Here is a 15,582-nt window from a genome sequence, read left to right as displayed (position 1 = left end):
ATGCAAACTGGCGGACAAATGCAACCAGCGGCGCACAATCAGCGCTGTTTTTGTTGCGGCAGGTCAATAACCGGCAGACGCAGCATAAAGGTCAGCAAAATGGCCAGCATCAGCAGCAACAGCCCGCGCACCCACCAGATTTTCACCAGCCACAGCGAACAGGCGAAGGTCAGCACGATCACCAGCACCGCCTTCCACTTCGCCCCCGGCGGCAGCGCGCGATGCTGCTGCCAGTGGCGCAGGTAAGGGCCGAACCAGGAACGGTGCAGCAGCCAGTGATGAAAGCGCGGCGAAGAGCGGGCGAAACACCAGGCGGCCAACAGCAGGAACGGCGTGGTCGGCAGCAGCGGCAGCACCACGCCCAACGTCGCCAGCACCACCGCCAGCCAGCCCAAAATGATCAATAACCCACGCGTCATGCGGCTCTTCGCTCCTCAATCGGTTGCGGCTTACTGTAGCATCGGCGCCGCGCCGGCGGAATATGCATGCGGCGCTTGTTTCACAGCAGCATCGCGGGCAAGCTTACGCCTGTTGAAATCAAGAGGGAGCTTATGTGAGCACTCAGCGTCTATTACAGGTGTTGGCACAGCAGATCGCGGCGCTGGCGGCCGAAGTGACCCCGCGCGGCGACGTTCCGATCCCGCAGGCGCGCTTCGACGCCGCCCTGTTCGCCAATCGCGGCACGCGGCTGCGCGACTACCTGGCCGAGGTGGAGAAGAATTTCGCCCAGCTGCAAAGCGCCGCCAACGACAACCGCACCAGCCAGGTGGCCTTTCTGGCCGAAAAACTGGTGGCTCAGATCGCCGCCCTGCAGCGCGAGCTGGCGACCCAGGCGCTGCGGCGCAAGAACCAGCCGAAAGAAGCCCCCGAGGCCGATCTGTACCACAAGCTGGCCGAACATCAGGACTACGAACGCCGGCTGATCGCCATGATTCAGGATCGGGAAAGCCTGCTCGGCCGCCAAACCACGCTGGCGGCGCAGCAAAAACTGCAGCACGAGCTGGCGGCGCTGGAGGGGCGGCTGATGCGCTGTCGTCAGGCGTTGGCGCGCATCGAGCGCAATATCGAGCGCAAAGAAAACGGTTTTTGAAGATTTATCACAATATTTTAATGATTATTCCCGGTTGCGCGCCGGGTTCACTATACTCTGCCGGTATGCGAGTTATTCATCCCATTAATTAATAAGCGCAGGTGCTATGTCTCTGGAAAACGCCTCACCCGAACTGCAGCTGGCGGTAGACTTGATTTACCTGCTGGAATGCAACGAGATCGATCCGGCCACCGCACTGGCGGCGCTGGATATCGTCAAACGGGATTATCAGGAAAAGCTGCAGCGCGCCGGCGTCACCTCGCCCTATCTGCCCGCCGGACAGTAATCGGGGACAGCGCCGCTGTCCCTTCCGCCTTTCATTGCTTATCCGCCGCCGTCTGGTCGCCGTCGTCCGGCGACAGCGTTCTTTTCACTTCCTGCACTTCATTGCCCTGCTGGTTATGCAGATACACCTCCAGCTGATTGAAGGCAATGTCGATGCCGTTTTCCCGGCACAGGCGGTCGATTGAGCGATTCAGTTCGTCCACCGTGTAGCTGCGATCGCGCAGTTCGCGCACATAGAGCCGCAGTTCGTGATCCAGCGTGCTGGCACCGAAGTTGAGGAAGAACACCTGCGGTTCGGGATCGGTCATGACCCGCGGGTTGTCGTGCGCCGCCTGCAGCAGCACCTTTTTCACCTTGTCGAGATCGGAGCCGTAGGCCACGCCGACCTTGATCAGCACGCGAGTGATGGTGTCGGACAGCGACCAGTTAATCAGCCGTTCGGTGACGAACGCCTTGTTCGGAATGATCACCTCTTTGCGATCGAAGTCGGTAATGGTGGTGGCGCGAATGCGGATCTTGCTGACCGAACCGGAGAAGGTGCCGATGGTGATGGTATCGCCGATGCGGATCGGGCGTTCGAACAGAATGATCAGGCCGGAGACGAAGTTGGCGAAGATCTCCTGCAACCCGAAGCCCAGCCCGACCGTCAGACCGGCGGCCAGCCATTGCAGTTTGTCCCAGGAGACGCCGAGCGATCCCAGCGCAACCACGGCGCCCACGGCGGTAATCAGGTAAGTGAGCACGGTGGTGATGGCGTAAGACGCCCCCTGCCGCAGCTGCAGCCGCGACAGCACCACCACCTCCAGCAGACCAGGCAAGTTGCGGGTGAGCACGTAGGCGACGATCACTGCGGCGATCGCCACCATCATGTTGCCCAGCGTCACCGCCTGCGACACGCTGCTGCCCGCCACGGTACTGGTGTAATGCCACAGCGTGATGCTGTCCAGATAAGCGATGACCGTCACCAGATCCGACCAAATGGCATAGAAGGCGCTGGCGAAGATGGCGAACAGCACCAGGGTGGTCAGGCGCAGCGACTGCTGGTTGATCTGATCGAGCGCCAGCGGCGGCTCTTCCACCACCGGTTCACCGCCTTCGGCTCCTTCTTTCGCCACGTTTTGCCGCCGCGCCAACGCGCGCCGGTAGGCCAGACGCCGCGCCGCCACGCTCAGGCCGCGCAGCGCGGTCAGGTATACGATATTCCACAGGAAAAACAGATACAGGCTGTCTATCCAGCGGCTGGCCAGCCGCAGCGTGGTATAGAAGTAGCCGGCGAACATCAGCCCCAGCAGGATCAGCGGCGTGGCGGCCAGCGCGGTGACCACCACCAGCCGCACGGCGTGCGAGCCCTTTTCACGCCAGCTGTCGCGGCACAGCGGGAACACCAGCACCGTGAGCAGCGCCAGCGTCAGCATCACCACGATCTGGCCGATAACGTCTTCCACCAGGCGCAGCGGCGCTTTTTCGCCCAATACCGACCAGAAGATCAGCGGCTGCAGCGCCAATCCCAGCCGCAGCGTCTGCCGGCGGTAATGCGCGCACAGATTAGCGCCGAAGTTGAAATGCCGCTCGGCAATGCCGCCCGGTTTCAGCATGCGATAGCTGAAGCCGAACACCAGCCACGACAGCGCCAGCTGCTGCGACAATGCCCAGATAAAGTCGCTGATGCCGAAATCGGCGCGATACATCCAGAAACCGACGCCGAGCAGCAGCGCGGCGCCGGGCAATACCTTCAGCAAGGTCAGCGCGATAGCCTTCGGCGTGTGCAGTTGGCCGTCGCGCTTCAGTTGCCCCACATCGCTGGCCAGCTTTTGTAAATGGCCGTCGATCAGCCGGTAGCGCCAGCGCAATACCCCGATCGCCAACAGCATCGGGATCAGGAACACCAGCGCATTCAACCCGCCCTGCACCAGCTTGCCGCCGTCGAATTTGATATCTAGCCCGGCAAGCTGATCGCGCACCGCCTCCGGCATCGCCTTCAGCCACGCCAGATCGACCGGCTTGTTGCTGTTGACCCAGAAGATCTGCTGGGTCAGCGTATCCTGCAACGAACCGTAGACGCTGGTCAGCTGCTGCTGATTGATCTGCAGGTTGATCGACAGCGACAGCTGGTTGCTGAGCTGTTTGTTCAGCTGATCCAACAGCTCGCGGCGCATGTCGACGATCTCGTTCAACGCGTCGATCACTTCCGGGCCGGCCTTTTCCTTGCTTTCGGCCACCAGCTGGTTGATGTAATCCTCCCCCTTGAACAGATCGTCGCGTTGCTGATTGATATCGAACTGCTCCAGCCGCAAATCGGCGATGCGCGTGTCCATATCCGCCAACAGCGTGCCCTGCGGCAGGCTCTGCTGCTGCTGATACAGGATGCGCGACAGCACCAGGCTGCCCTTCAGCACCTGGATCTGCTCTTTCAGGTTACGCTCCGCCTGCAGCCCGCGATCGAGCCAGTTTTTGACCCGAATATTCTGCTGGAACAGGGTGTTGCTCTCTTCGGTGGCGGCAATCAGCCGCTGGCTCAGCTGGCGGTTGACGTCCAGCTGCTTGCTGACCAGCTGATCGTGCTGGATATCGGTGGCGTCTTCCGGGTTCTGCGCCTCTTTGGCGGTCTTTTCAGACAGCGTCAACCGCTTGCTGTTGACGATCTCCTGCAGCAACTGCACTGACTTATCCAGCGCGTCGATATGCGCCGTGGTGTAGTCGCGCTGCTTTTGCAGCAGATCCTGCAGCGTGGTATTGGCTTCCAGGCTCTTGCGCTGCAGCTCCAGCTGCGCATTGAGCAGCGCCTGCTCGGTGCTCAGCATCACCTGTTGACTGTTGCGCAGCGAATCTTGCCCCGGCGTCTGGCCGCTGAGCTGGCTGCGGATCTCCTGCAGGCGCTGCGAGGCGGCGTACATGGTGCTTTGTACCCGCTCGGGCTGGGTTTGCAGCGACACCAGTTGGCTGTTGTAGGTGGAGAGGCTCTCCTGCGCGCTTTGCAGCTCGTCGAGCGTTTGATACAGCCGGCTTTCCAACTGGCGCAGCGACAACGGCAACAGCGCAGCGCGCGCCGCCGCATTGTCCACCGGCTGCTTCAGCGCATCCAGTTCGGCAGTGACCTGATTGAGCTTCGCCGGCGCCTGCTGCACCTGCTGTTTAAGCTGCGCGGCGTCTTGCCGGTTGCGCTCGAGGGCGTCCAGCAGCTCCAGCGTGCGGGTTAAATCCTGTTGGGACAGCTTTTCGACCGGCGTCAGGGCTTTTTGCTTGTTCAGCGTTTCCAGCTGGCTTTGCACTTCGCTGCGCTGCGGCAGATCGCCGTTCAGCGCCGCCTGTGTCGGCAAGCTCAGCGCGCAAATCAGGAAAAGAAGTGTCGCGGCGGCGATGCGCCGTCGGCATGCGCCGACAAACGAGCGCGGCGCCAGAGAGGGCAGAGTCAACCAGCGATGCATGATTTAGCTTCGGAATCGGTTAAGAAGCCTGAAGATTATCACGACAGCCGGCAGGCAACGAACAACAAAAGCGTTGCCGGTGATGTCCCATTGTCGCGAAATCAGAAAGTCAGCACTTTCTCCGCCGCCAGCGTCCACTGCGCCAGCTCGACCAGCGTGCCGATCGCCACGCCGTCCGCCAGCGGCAAGCGGCTGACGCCGCGCGCGTCGGCGCAGGTCTTGCACAGCTTGACCGGCACCTGCTGCGCGGTGAGGATTTCCAGCATCTGCTGCAGGTGGTACCCCTCGTGCGGCTGCTGCCCGGCCAACCCGGCCACCACCGCATCGGACATCAGAAACAGCCGCAGATCGAGACTGCTCTGCTGCTCTTTCATGGCGATGGCCAACCGCAGCGCATTGAACAAGGATTCGTGGCCATAGGCGGCGCCATTGGCGATGAGAACGACTGATGACATGAAATCTCTCCTTATAAAGGCAGGGAGCCGGCGTTGGGCGGTGCTGCCGTCGGCATATCGGATCTGAGGCGCAAGGTGGGGCAAAACTGCAGCATCTCCAAAAACGCATCCACCAGCGCTTCGGCTTCGGCCCGCAAATCGAAACTTTCCGGCATAAACAGCCAGTTTTCCAGCAGGCCGGTGATATAACCGCGCAGGATGATCGCCGCGCGACGAGTGTGCAGATCGGCCGGCAATTGCCCGTGGTGAATGCAGTTGTACAGCACCGCTTCGATGCGTTCGTAACCGGCGAGGTACAGCACCTTGCGCGAATCCAGCAGCGGCATCATTTCACCGACAAACTCGCATTTGTGGAATATAATTTCCATCAACGCCCGCCTGCGGCCGTCTTCAACCGTAGACGTCAGAACGTAAATCAGAATTTCCCGGATAACCCGCAGTGGATTATCGGGAAACTTTGCCTGATACTCTGTTTCGAGCTGGTCAATTTTCGGCTCGGTAGATTCCCAAACTTCATTAAACAGGTCTACCTTATTCTTGAAGTGCCAGTAAATGGCTCCACGCGTAACCCCAGCAGCGGTGGCAATATCTGTCAGTGACGTTGCAGCAACGCCACGTTCAGAGAACTCTCTCACCGCAGCATCGAGGATTTGCTGTCGGGTTTCTTGCGCCTGCTGTTTGGTTTTTCGTGCCATGGCATTGTTATTTAGGGGGAGTGTGATTTACATACATTCGCGAATGTATGTACCATAGCACGCACATATAATTAACGCAGCAATGGGTTTTAAAGCTTGTGATCCATTGATCATTTTGAAATCGGACACTTGAGGTTTTTCTATGAACAAAAACAGAGGGTTAACGCCTCTGGCGGCCGTTCTGATGCTTTCAGGCAGCTTAGTGCTAACAGGATGTAACGATAAAGAAACCCAACAGCAAGGTGCCCAACAACAGGCACCTGAAGTGGGCGTAGTCACCTTGAAGGCCGAGCCTCTCAACATCACTACCGATCTTCCTGGCCGCACCGCTGCGTATCGTATCGCCGAAGTTCGCCCTCAGGTCAGTGGCATCATCCTGAAGCGCAACTTCGTCGAAGGCAGCGATATCAAGGCCGGGACGTCTCTGTACCAAATCGATCCCGCAACCTATCAAGCCAGCTACGACAGCGCGAAAGGCGATTTGGCCAAAGCACAGGCCAGCGCTTCCATCGCACGCGTGACGGTAAACCGCTACAAGCCATTGCTGGGTACCAGCTATATCAGTAAGCAGGACTACGACAACGCCGTCTCCACACTGCAGCAAGCGGATGCCGCCGTGGTGGCCGCCAAGGCCGCCGTGGAAACCGCGCGCATTAATCTGGCGTACACCAAAGTGACCTCCCCGATCTCCGGCCGCATCGGCAAATCTGCCGTGACCGAAGGCGCGCTGGTCAGCAACGGCCAGGCGACCGCCCTGTCCACCGTGCAGCAGCTGGATCCGATGTATGTCGACGTCACCCAGTCGAGCACCGACTTCCTGCGCCTGAAGCAAGAACTGGCCAGCGGCGCGCTGAAGCAGGAAAACGGCAAGGCCAAGGTGAAACTGATGCTGGAAAACGGCACCGAATATGCGCAGGAAGGCACGCTGGAATTCTCTGACGTCACCGTCGATGAGACCACCGGCTCCATTACCATTCGCGCCCTGTTCCCTAACCCGAACGATACGCTGTTGCCTGGCATGTTCGTGCGCGCCCGTCTGGACGAAGGCGTACGCAGCGATGCGTTGCTGGTGCCTCAACAGGGCGTCACCCGCAACCCGCGCGGCGACGCGACGGCGTTGGTGGTAGGGGCAGACAACAAAGTTGAGCTGCGCACGCTGAAGGCGGACCAGGCGATTGGCGACAAATGGCTGGTTACCGATGGCCTGAAAGCCGGCGATCGCGTGATCGTCTCCGGCCTGATGAAAGTGCATCCGGGCGCGCAGGTAAAAGTGCAGGAAGTTGACACTCAGGCGCAAAAACAGCCGCAGTCTGAAGCGCAGAAGTCATAAAAAGGAGCCTGTAATACATGGCTAAGTTCTTTATAGACCGCCCAATTTTCGCCTGGGTAATCGCCATCATCGTCATGTTGGCGGGGGTGCTTGCAATAATGAAACTGCCCATCGCGCAGTATCCCACTATTGCACCGCCGGCGGTGAGTATTTCCGCCAACTACCCGGGCGCAGATGCCAAAACGGTGCAGGATACCGTCACACAGATTATCGAACAGAACATGAACGGTATCGATAACCTGATGTACATGTCCTCCACCAGTGATTCCTCTGGTAGCGTCACCATTACCCTGACGTTTGAATCCGGCACCGATCCTGACATCGCGCAGGTTCAGGTTCAGAACAAACTGTCGTTGGCCACCCCGCTGCTGCCGCAAGAAGTTCAGCAACAGGGCCTGAAAGTAGAAAAATCCAGCAGCAGCTTCCTGATGGTGGCCGGCTTCGTTTCCGACGATCCGAACATGACGCAGGACGATATTGCGGACTACGTGGCGTCCAACATCAAGGATCCGATCAGCCGTTCGTCCGGCGTGGGTGAAGTGCAGCTGTTCGGTGCCCAGTACGCGATGCGTATCTGGCTGGATCCGAACAAGCTGAACAACTACCAGCTGACGACCACGGACGTGACCTCCGCCATCACCGAGCAGAACAACCAGATCGCCGCTGGCCAGCTGGGCGGCCTGCCGCCGGTGCCGGGGCAGCAGTTGAACGCCTCGATCATCGCGCAGACCCGTCTGACTTCGCCGGAAGAGTTCGGCAAGATCCTGCTGAAGGTGAATACCGACGGTTCCCAGGTGCGCCTGCGCGACGTCGCTCACATCGAGCGCGGCGCGGAAAGTTATGCCGTTACCGCACGTTATAACGGCAAGCCTGCCGCCGGCCTGGGTATCAAACTGGCAACCGGCGCCAACGCCTTGAACACCGCCAAAGGTGTGAAAGACGAGCTGGCCAAGATGGCGCCATTCTTCCCGCAAGGGATGAAAGTGGTTTATCCGTACGACACCACCCCGTTCGTTAAAATCTCCATCAACGAAGTGGTGAAAACGCTGATCGAAGCCATCATCCTGGTGTTCCTGGTGATGTATCTGTTCCTGCAGAACTTCCGCGCGACGCTGATCCCAACCATCGCGGTGCCGGTAGTACTGTTGGGGACCTTTGCGATACTCGCGGCGTTCGGCTTCTCGATAAACACCCTGACGATGTTCGGCATGGTGTTGGCGATCGGCCTGCTGGTAGATGACGCCATCGTGGTGGTGGAAAACGTCGAGCGCGTCATGTCCGAAGAGGGGCTGCCGCCGAAAGAAGCCACCCGTAAATCGATGGGCCAGATCCAGGGCGCGCTGGTGGGCATCGCCATGGTGCTGTCAGCGGTATTCGTGCCGATGGCGTTCTTTGGCGGCTCAACCGGCGCCATCTATCGCCAGTTCTCGATCACCATCGTGTCCGCGATGGCGCTGTCGGTGCTGGTGGCCTTGATCCTGACGCCGGCGCTGTGCGCCACCATGCTCAAACCGATCCCGAAAGGCGATCACGGGGTTAAAACAGGCTTCTTCGGCTGGTTTAACCGCATGTTCGAGAAAAGCACGCATCACTATACCGACAGCGTGGGCAACATCCTGCGCAGCACCGGCCGCTATCTGATCATCTACCTGCTGATCGTGGTTGGCATGGGCCTGCTGTTCCTGCGCCTGCCTTCCTCGTTCCTGCCGGACGAAGATCAGGGCATCCTGTTGACCATGGTGCAGTTGCCTGCCGGCGCCACCGAGTCCCGCACCAACAAAGTGCTGGAAGAAGTCTCTGACTACTTCCTGAACAAGGAAAAGGACAACGTGGTTTCGGTGTTTACCGTCGCGGGCTTCGGCTTCAACGGTAACGGCCAGAACAACGGCCTGGCATTCGTCAGCCTGAAAGACTGGGGCGAGCGGCCGGGGGCCGGGAACAAGGTAGAAGCGATCGCCGGTCGCGCCATGGGCGCCTTCTCGCAGATTAAAGAAGGCCTGGTGTTCCCGTTCAACCTGCCGGCGATTATCGAACTCGGTACCGCAACCGGCTTCGACTTCGAGCTGATTGACCAGGGCGGCCTGGGGCACGAAAAACTGACCGAAGCGCGTAACCAGCTGTTGGGCATGGTTGCTCAGCATCCGGATGTGCTGGTGGGCGTGCGCCCGAACGGCCTGGAAGATACGCCGCAGTTCAAACTGATCGTCGATCAGGAGAAAGCCAAGGCGTTGGGCGTCAGCATCACCACCATTAACAGCACGCTGAGCACCGCGCTGGGTGGCTCGTACGTCAACGACTTCATCGACCGCGGTCGTGTGAAGAAGGTGTACGTACAGGCCGAAGCGCCGTTCCGCATGCTGCCGGAAGACATCAACAAGTGGTACGTGCGCGGTACCAGCGGCCAGATGGTGCCATTCTCCGCCTTCTCTTCGGCGAAATGGGAATACGGCTCACCGCGTCTGGAACGCTATAACGGCTTGCCGTCGATGGAAATTCTGGGCCAGGCCGCACCGGGCAAGAGTACCGGTGAAGCGATGAACCTGATGGAGCAACTGGCGTCCAAACTGCCAAGCGGCATCGGTTACGACTGGACCGGCATGTCCTATCAGGAACGTCTGTCGGGCAACCAGGCGCCGGCGCTGTACGCCATCTCGATTCTGGTGGTGTTCCTGTGTCTGGCGGCGCTGTATGAAAGCTGGTCCGTGCCGTTCTCGGTCATGCTGGTATTGCCGCTGGGGGTTATCGGTGCGTTGTTGGCCGCGACGATGCGCGGCATGAACAACGACGTGTACTTCCAGGTAGGGTTGCTGACCACCATTGGTCTATCGGCGAAGAACGCCATCCTGATCGTGGAATTCGCCAAAGACCTGATGGAAAAAGAAGGCAAAGGCCTGATCGAGGCGACATTGGAAGCAGTGCGTATGCGTCTGCGTCCAATCCTGATGACGTCCCTGGCCTTCATCCTCGGGGTTCTGCCGCTGGTTATCAGCAGCGGCGCAGGCTCCGGCGCACAGAACGCGGTAGGTACCGGCGTAATGGGCGGGATGATCACCGCGACCGTATTGGCGATCTTCTTCGTACCGGTGTTCTTCGTGGTGGTTCGCCGCCGCTTCAGCAAGAAGAACGAAGACCTGGAACACAGCCACCCGGTAGAGCACCACTGATCGCTCAGTGATGTGAGCTCCACCCGATAATCGAAAAGGCCGCGCATGCGGCCTTTTTCTTTTGCTTCAGTTGCTTAATGCAAACCGTTCTCATTAATTCGCTCGTGAGTGCAATTTACGCTTGATCATGATGCCAGGTCGGCGCATAATTATTGTTATAGTATAACATTACACGAGAGAGCCATTATGAAACCCGGCATCCATCCCGATTATCGCACCGTGGTGTTCCACGACGTCAGCGCCAATGCCTACTTCAAAGTGGGATCGACCATCAAAACCGATCGCACTATCGAACTGGACGGCGAAAGCTGGCCGTATGTCACCCTCGACGTCTCTTCCGCTTCGCATCCGTATTACACCGGTAAGCAGAAAGACTATTCCAAAGAAGGCAGCACGGCGCGCTTCCAGCAGCGCTTTGGCCGCTTTATCGGCAATAAGTAACAAGGAAACCCCATGCAGGTATTGAGTTCATTGCGTTCGGCGAAAAATCGCCATCCGGATTGCAAAGTCGTGCGTCGTCGTGGCCGCATCTATGTGATCTGTAAAAGCAATCCGCGATTCAAAGCGGTACAGGGACGTAAGAAAAAGCGTTAACTCCCAAGTGTCATCTGTCGCAAAGCCCCGTTGCTGCTCAACGGGGCTTTTTTTATGGCGAGAAAGTGCCTGCAAGCTGTCCCCCACCCGCGGGCGGGGGCAGAGATTACTTCATGCTGCTCAGCAACGTGTCGACATTGTGTTTGAACGCCTGCTCATAGGTGGCCGCCGGACCACCGACGCGGGAGAGCGCTTCAGGGTACAGCTCGCCGCCCGCCTTGGCGCCGGTGGCGGCGGCAATCTGCTTCACCAGCCGCGGATCGGTCTGGTTTTCGATAAAGTAAGCGTTAACCTTCTCCTGTTTAATCTGCTTAATCAGGCTCGCCACGTCGCTGGCACTGGCTTCCGCTTCGGTGGAAAATCCGACCGGGGCGAGGAAGGTGACGCCATACTCTTGTCCAAAGTAGCCAAAGGCATCATGGCTGGTCAGCACCTTGCGTTTCTGCGGCGGCACTGCGGCGAACTGGTTTTTGGCCCACAGGTCCAGCTTTTGCAACTGCTGAATGTATTCCGCGCCGCGCTGGCGGAAATAGTTGGCGTCCTCGGGATCGGCGGCAATCAGGGCGTTCATCACATTGGTGGCGTACTGCACGCCGTTTTTCATGCTGTTCCAGGCATGGGGATCGGTAATCGGTTTGCCGTCCTCCTCCATCTGGCGGGTATTGATGCCCTGTGAAGCGGTGATCACCTGCCCTTTATAGCCCGATGCCCCGACCAGACGATCGATCCACCCTTCCAGCCCCAGGCCGCTGACGAACACCACATCGGCCTGCGCCAGCTTTTTGCCGTCCTGCGGCGAAGGCTCGAAGCTGTGCGGATCGCCATCCGGCCCCACCAGCGTGCTGACCTTGACGTGATCGCCCCCCACCTGCTTGACGATATCCCCTAAAATGGAAAAGCTGGCGACGGCGTCGACGGTCTTCGCCATCGCCAATGGGCTGGCCAGCAGAGCAGCTACCGCCAGCGATATAGGTAAACGTTTCATATTTTCTCCTTGCAAATGGCACTTCTCAACGGCGCGCAAAGGCGTAAATGCCTCCGCGCGTTCCAAACAGGATCGAGACAAAAAAGAGGATGCTGGCGCTGAGCACGATCGCCGGGCCGGCGGGAAGCGAAGCGTGATAGGACCACACCAGCCCAATCAGACTGGAAAGCGCGCCGATGCCCATCGCCGTCGCCAGCGTCTGCGGCAGATTGCGTGCCCAGAAGCGCGCGCTGGCGGCGGGCAACATCATTAACCCAACCGACATCAGGGTGCCGAGGATCTGGAATCCCGCCACCAGATTGACCACCACCAGCGCCAAAAACAGGCCGTGGATCAGCGCCAACCGGCGCGGCGCGTTAACGCGCAGGAAAGTGACGTCGAAGGATTCGATAACCAGCGCGCGGTACAGCGCCGCCAGCGCCAGCAGCGAAACCGAGGCGATAGCACCGACCATCAGCATCGCCTGCGCATCCACCGCCAGGATCGAACCGAACAACACGTGCAGCAGATCCACGCTGGAACCACGCAACGAGACCAGCGTGACCCCCAGCGCCAGTGAGCCCAGATAGAATCCGGCGAAGCTGGCGTCCTCTTTCAGCGGCGTGCGGCGGCTCACCAGGCCGGACAGCATCGCTACCGCCAGCCCGGCGATAAAGCCACCCACGCCCATCGCCACCAGCGACATGCCGGACATCAGATAGCCGATCGCCGCGCCGGGCAACACCGCGTGGGACAATGCATCCCCTACCAGACTCATGCGGCGCAGCAGCAGAAACACGCCCAGCGGGGCGGCGCTGAGCGACAACGCCAGGCACGCCATGAGCGCGCGGCGCATAAAACCGAAAGAGAGGAAAGGATCGATAAGCGCATGCCACAGCATCATGGCGCCACCGCCCGCAGATCCGGCTGCCGTTCGGCGGCGTGATACCTCGGCACCTGCTCCAGCACCCGCTCGGCCGCGCCCCAGTGGCAAGCCTGCGGCGTCAGCAACAGCGCCTGCGGAAAATGCTCGGCAACCATCGACATATCGTGCAGCACGGCGATCACCGTTCTCCCCTGCCGGTGCAGCTGCGCAATCACCTGCAGCAAAATTTGCGTGGTGGCGCTGTCGATGCCGGTAAAAGGTTCATCCAGCAGGATCAGCGGCGCCTGTTGGACCAGCAGGCGCGCAAACAACACCCGCTGCAGCTGGCCGCCGGAGAGCTCGCCCACCGGGCTGTGCGCCAGCGCACTCATGCCGACGCTCGCCAGCGCCTCATTAACCTGGCTCGCCGCATGCTTGTTCATACCGCCGAACATGCCGCTTTGCGGCCAACATCCCATCGCCACCAGATCGCTTACCGCGATCGGGAACTGCCGATCCAGCTCCGCCTGCTGCGGTAAGTAAGCTCTGCGCGGCGGCTTTCCGCCGCTGAAATTCAGGCTGCCGCCCATCGGCGGCAACAAACCGGCGAGCGTTTTCAGCAATGTCGATTTTCCGGCCCCATTGACGCCCACCACCGCGGTTAACGAGCCGGCGGTAAACTGCCCGCTCAGCGGTGGAAAAAGCGGCGTGGCGCCATAGCCTAGCACCAGCTGACGCAGGATGATCATGGCAGCGATACCGCCCAAAAGATGCCGAGCCACAGCAGAGCCAGCAGCACAACGGCCCCTGCACAACGCGCGGCGGCGGAGGTGGTGAACAACGAATTCAGTGACGGCGCGGCACCATGTCGTGAAGTGGGAATCAATGTGATGACCAAAATGATGGATAAGAGTTATAATATAACATCACAACAACTGCCGTAGCTCAAGCTATGGCGCGACAATAATGCAACGGAACGTAACAATCCCTCGCACAGCGGATCCCCCCCCCCACGCCCTTACAAAACCCAGGGATATTTCCGTTCGGTTGGAATGTTGGCGTAAGGTAAAGAACAGCGGTAAATCGAAAAATTTACCGACGAGGGCGGAAAAGGAGTAAGATAAGCAGATAACATTGTTGTTGGCCGAGATTAATGCTTGTTACCCTTGCCTGTAACCTGGACGTCAACGCACTTTCTGTTAAAAAATTAAAGAAAGTGGTTCATGACAATATTGCGGAGTTAGTGCCGGCGCTGACCAGCGGACTCAGCTTTTATTCTGAAAGCGCACGCTATGCCGAAGATTCATTAGAAATACTTGATATAGTGCAACAAGGTGACAGCGATTATTCAATGAGTTATCGTTATAAGTGGGGCATTTTTAATGCCTGCCTGGATATCAACAGCGAAGATATCATCAACGACAGCGTCCGGTTTCGAGTGACGGCGCGGGGTTTAATCTTCGACATCATTGATAACTCACGACCATCAACTGCGGATGAATTGTAAGTTTAAGTAATAACTACAGGCCAAACGCGAAAAAATGATTTATATTCATTTTACGGGAAGTTTATTTAACCACCGTTAAGCTGCCTCCGTTCATGATGTAAATCAGCTTACTCACATAGTGTTATCACACCGCAATTAAGACTTACGGAGGGGATGATATGGATGAGTATTCGCCTAAGCGACACGACATTGCTCAGCTCAAATTCTTGTGCGAAAATTTGTATGATGAAGGTATCGCTACCCTGGGAGACAGTCATCATGGGTGGGTCAACGATCCGACGTCCTCCGTCAACCTGCAGCTTAATGAGTTGATCGAACATATCGCTTCGTTTGTGATGAGTTATAAAATTAAATACATGGACGAATCTGACCTGTCGGAGTTAGTCGAAGAATATCTCGACGATACCTATACGCTGTTCAGCAGCTATGGTATCAATGATTCCGACCTGCGCCGCTGGCAAAAAACCAAGGCGAGATTATTCAGAATGTTCTCAGGAGAGGACATCTGTACGACAATGAAAACTTAGGGGATAATTATTCCCAAGCTATTTTACGGTTATTAAACTAAAGGCCACCATGACTAAAACCGACTATCTGATGCGTTTACGTAAATGCACCACGATTGATACTCTCGAACGTGTTATTGAGAAAAATAAGTACGAGCTTTCCGATGATGAACTGGAGCTGTTTTACTCAGCGGCAGATCATCGTCTGGCAGAGCTCACCATGAACAAACTGTATGACAAAATCCCCACCTCCGTTTGGAAATATGTCAGATAATCAGCCCCCAACGCGTTGAGCCGATGCTTTTATCGGCTTCAATGTTCAAGTTGAATACGTACTTTTCCTATTGACAGTAAAACTTCACTTGCGTTCCCTCTTCCGATAATAATATTGCGCGGAAACAATTTTCTTTTTTAATCGAGACAGGTTATCTCATCGCCCGCCTCACTGTGCCCGCTCCCCAGAACCGCTAATTCATTATCCAAAAGAATTGAAGGCGGGAAGAAAAGAAATGCGTGTCGCTCTGCCTGATGACAGAAATGGATAATAGATACGTGGAGGAGAGGTGGCAAAAGCGCGGATTGGCGAAACCCAAATGGGTGGGGACCCTGCCAGCTACATCCCGGCACACACGTCACCTGCTGCGGCTGCTTCCTTCCGGACCTGACCGAGTTCACAAGTTAGTGTTGCGGGAGAACCAACAG

General features: G+C 58.0%; 16 protein-coding genes and 1 other RNA gene. 9 read left to right on the top strand and 8 right to left on the bottom strand.

The annotated features are described in order from the left end of the window. Positions 1 to 38 precede the first annotated feature (38 nt). On the bottom strand, positions 39 to 419 hold the full coding sequence (locus GT753_RS00730) for a DUF454 family protein (RefSeq protein ID WP_004940275.1): 381 nt from the start codon (positions 417 to 419) through the stop codon (positions 39 to 41). A 134-nt stretch (positions 420 to 553) separates the two neighbouring features. Here GT753_RS00730 and priC point away from each other — a divergent pair, with 134 nt between their 5' ends. After that, a complete protein-coding gene (priC, locus tag GT753_RS00725; RefSeq protein ID WP_004940276.1) occupies positions 554 to 1,090 on the top strand; it encodes a primosomal replication protein PriC in 537 nt (178 codons plus the stop codon). Positions 1,091 to 1,196: 106 nt separating this feature from the next. Beyond that, positions 1,197 to 1,376 (top strand): pleiotropic regulatory protein RsmS, encoded by a 180-nt coding sequence (rsmS, locus tag GT753_RS00720; protein WP_016928837.1) that lies wholly within the window; start codon positions 1,197 to 1,199, stop codon positions 1,374 to 1,376. A gap of 31 nt (positions 1,377 to 1,407) precedes the next feature. Here rsmS and mscK read toward each other — a convergent pair whose 3' ends face one another. The 3 genes from mscK to acrR form a co-directional block, all read right to left on the bottom strand. Next, positions 1,408 to 4,800 (bottom strand): mechanosensitive channel MscK, encoded by a 3,393-nt coding sequence (gene mscK / locus GT753_RS00715; RefSeq protein ID WP_160125150.1) that lies wholly within the window; start codon positions 4,798 to 4,800, stop codon positions 1,408 to 1,410. 101 nt (positions 4,801 to 4,901) lie between these two features. Continuing rightward, positions 4,902 to 5,255: a DsrE/DsrF/TusD sulfur relay family protein gene (locus GT753_RS00710; RefSeq protein ID WP_004940282.1), complete on the bottom strand. Its 354-nt coding sequence runs from the start codon at positions 5,253 to 5,255 to the stop codon at positions 4,902 to 4,904. Positions 5,256 to 5,266: 11 nt separating this feature from the next. After that, positions 5,267 to 5,950: a multidrug efflux transporter transcriptional repressor AcrR gene (acrR, locus tag GT753_RS00705; protein ID WP_049810854.1), complete on the bottom strand. Its 684-nt coding sequence runs from the start codon at positions 5,948 to 5,950 to the stop codon at positions 5,267 to 5,269. A 142-nt stretch (positions 5,951 to 6,092) separates the two neighbouring features. Between acrR and sdeX the strand changes: the two genes are divergently transcribed. From sdeX to ykgO, 4 genes are all read left to right on the top strand, one after another. Further along, entirely contained in the window at positions 6,093 to 7,280 is a 1,188-nt protein-coding gene (gene sdeX / locus GT753_RS00700) for a multidrug efflux RND transporter periplasmic adaptor subunit SdeX (protein WP_015376861.1), read from the top strand. Between the two features lie 17 nt (positions 7,281 to 7,297). Beyond that, complete coding sequence (gene sdeY, locus GT753_RS00695) at positions 7,298 to 10,444, top strand: multidrug efflux RND transporter permease subunit SdeY (RefSeq protein WP_015376860.1); 3,147 nt, start codon at positions 7,298 to 7,300, stop codon at positions 10,442 to 10,444. 186 nt (positions 10,445 to 10,630) lie between these two features. Continuing rightward, positions 10,631 to 10,885, top strand: a complete 255-nt coding sequence (locus GT753_RS00690) for a type B 50S ribosomal protein L31 (protein ID WP_004940303.1) — start codon at positions 10,631 to 10,633, stop codon at positions 10,883 to 10,885. 12 nt (positions 10,886 to 10,897) lie between these two features. Then, positions 10,898 to 11,038 (top strand): type B 50S ribosomal protein L36, encoded by a 141-nt coding sequence (gene ykgO, locus GT753_RS00685; protein WP_004940304.1) that lies wholly within the window; start codon positions 10,898 to 10,900, stop codon positions 11,036 to 11,038. 106 nt (positions 11,039 to 11,144) lie between these two features. Here the strand turns inward: ykgO and GT753_RS00680 are convergent, their stop codons facing one another. The 3 genes from GT753_RS00680 to GT753_RS00670 are packed head-to-tail and all read right to left on the bottom strand — an operon-like array spanning position 11,145 to position 13,616. Further along, positions 11,145 to 12,023 carry a metal ABC transporter substrate-binding protein gene (locus tag GT753_RS00680; protein ID WP_160125149.1) on the bottom strand — a complete coding sequence of 293 codons (879 nt, stop codon included), beginning with the start codon at positions 12,021 to 12,023 and terminating at the stop codon, positions 11,145 to 11,147. A 25-nt stretch (positions 12,024 to 12,048) separates the two neighbouring features. Continuing rightward, positions 12,049 to 12,906, bottom strand: a complete 858-nt coding sequence (locus tag GT753_RS00675) for a metal ABC transporter permease (protein ID WP_015376858.1) — start codon at positions 12,904 to 12,906, stop codon at positions 12,049 to 12,051. Then, on the bottom strand, positions 12,903 to 13,616 hold the full coding sequence (locus GT753_RS00670) for a metal ABC transporter ATP-binding protein (protein ID WP_049242873.1): 714 nt from the start codon (positions 13,614 to 13,616) through the stop codon (positions 12,903 to 12,905). The genes GT753_RS00675 and GT753_RS00670 overlap by 4 nt, the downstream gene beginning before the upstream one ends. A 404-nt stretch (positions 13,617 to 14,020) precedes the next feature. Between GT753_RS00670 and GT753_RS00665 the strand changes: the two genes are divergently transcribed. The 3 genes from GT753_RS00665 (at position 14,021) to GT753_RS00655 (ending at position 15,154) form a co-directional block, all read left to right on the top strand. Next, complete coding sequence (locus GT753_RS00665) at positions 14,021 to 14,374, top strand: hypothetical protein (protein ID WP_004940311.1); 354 nt, start codon at positions 14,021 to 14,023, stop codon at positions 14,372 to 14,374. Between the two features lie 158 nt (positions 14,375 to 14,532). Continuing rightward, entirely contained in the window at positions 14,533 to 14,901 is a 369-nt protein-coding gene (tomB, locus tag GT753_RS00660) for an Hha toxicity modulator TomB (protein WP_004940312.1), read from the top strand. A 49-nt stretch (positions 14,902 to 14,950) separates the two neighbouring features. Beyond that, on the top strand, positions 14,951 to 15,154 hold the full coding sequence (locus tag GT753_RS00655; RefSeq protein ID WP_004940313.1) for an HHA domain-containing protein: 204 nt from the start codon (positions 14,951 to 14,953) through the stop codon (positions 15,152 to 15,154). Between the two features lie 330 nt (positions 15,155 to 15,484). Here the strand turns inward: GT753_RS00655 and ffs are convergent. Next, positions 15,485 to 15,581: signal recognition particle sRNA small type (gene ffs, locus GT753_RS00650), an RNA gene on the bottom strand. Between the last annotated feature and the right edge of the window lies 1 nt (position 15,582).

Source organism: Serratia sp. Z4, assembly GCF_009900725.1.
GTDB classification, from domain to species: domain Bacteria; phylum Pseudomonadota; class Gammaproteobacteria; order Enterobacterales; family Enterobacteriaceae; genus Serratia; species Serratia nematodiphila.
Note: the sequence above shows the minus strand (reverse complement) of the source record. Positions and strands in the feature narration are given on the sequence as shown.

What these genes read in the sequence shown, in the direction of transcription:
- GT753_RS00730 (WP_004940275.1), bottom strand. Translation starts at nt 419, where the DNA reads ATGACGCGTGGGTTATTGATCATTTTGGGCTGGCTGGCGGTGGTGCTG.
- rsmS (WP_016928837.1), top strand. Translation starts at nt 1,197, where the DNA reads ATGTCTCTGGAAAACGCCTCACCCGAACTGCAGCTGGCGGTAGACTTG.
- mscK (WP_160125150.1), bottom strand. Translation starts at nt 4,800, where the DNA reads ATGCATCGCTGGTTGACTCTGCCCTCTCTGGCGCCGCGCTCGTTTGTC.
- GT753_RS00710 (WP_004940282.1), bottom strand. Translation starts at nt 5,255, where the DNA reads ATGTCATCAGTCGTTCTCATCGCCAATGGCGCCGCCTATGGCCACGAA.
- acrR (WP_049810854.1), bottom strand. Translation starts at nt 5,950, where the DNA reads ATGGCACGAAAAACCAAACAGCAGGCGCAAGAAACCCGACAGCAAATC.
- sdeX (WP_015376861.1), top strand. Translation starts at nt 6,093, where the DNA reads ATGAACAAAAACAGAGGGTTAACGCCTCTGGCGGCCGTTCTGATGCTT.
- sdeY (WP_015376860.1), top strand. Translation starts at nt 7,298, where the DNA reads ATGGCTAAGTTCTTTATAGACCGCCCAATTTTCGCCTGGGTAATCGCC.
- GT753_RS00690 (WP_004940303.1), top strand. Translation starts at nt 10,631, where the DNA reads ATGAAACCCGGCATCCATCCCGATTATCGCACCGTGGTGTTCCACGAC.
- ykgO (WP_004940304.1), top strand. Translation starts at nt 10,898, where the DNA reads ATGCAGGTATTGAGTTCATTGCGTTCGGCGAAAAATCGCCATCCGGAT.
- GT753_RS00680 (WP_160125149.1), bottom strand. Translation starts at nt 12,023, where the DNA reads ATGAAACGTTTACCTATATCGCTGGCGGTAGCTGCTCTGCTGGCCAGC.
- GT753_RS00675 (WP_015376858.1), bottom strand. Translation starts at nt 12,906, where the DNA reads ATGATGCTGTGGCATGCGCTTATCGATCCTTTCCTCTCTTTCGGTTTT.
- GT753_RS00670 (WP_049242873.1), bottom strand. Translation starts at nt 13,616, where the DNA reads ATGATCATCCTGCGTCAGCTGGTGCTAGGCTATGGCGCCACGCCGCTT.
- GT753_RS00665 (WP_004940311.1), top strand. Translation starts at nt 14,021, where the DNA reads ATGCTTGTTACCCTTGCCTGTAACCTGGACGTCAACGCACTTTCTGTT.
- tomB (WP_004940312.1), top strand. Translation starts at nt 14,533, where the DNA reads ATGGATGAGTATTCGCCTAAGCGACACGACATTGCTCAGCTCAAATTC.
- GT753_RS00655 (WP_004940313.1), top strand. Translation starts at nt 14,951, where the DNA reads ATGACTAAAACCGACTATCTGATGCGTTTACGTAAATGCACCACGATT.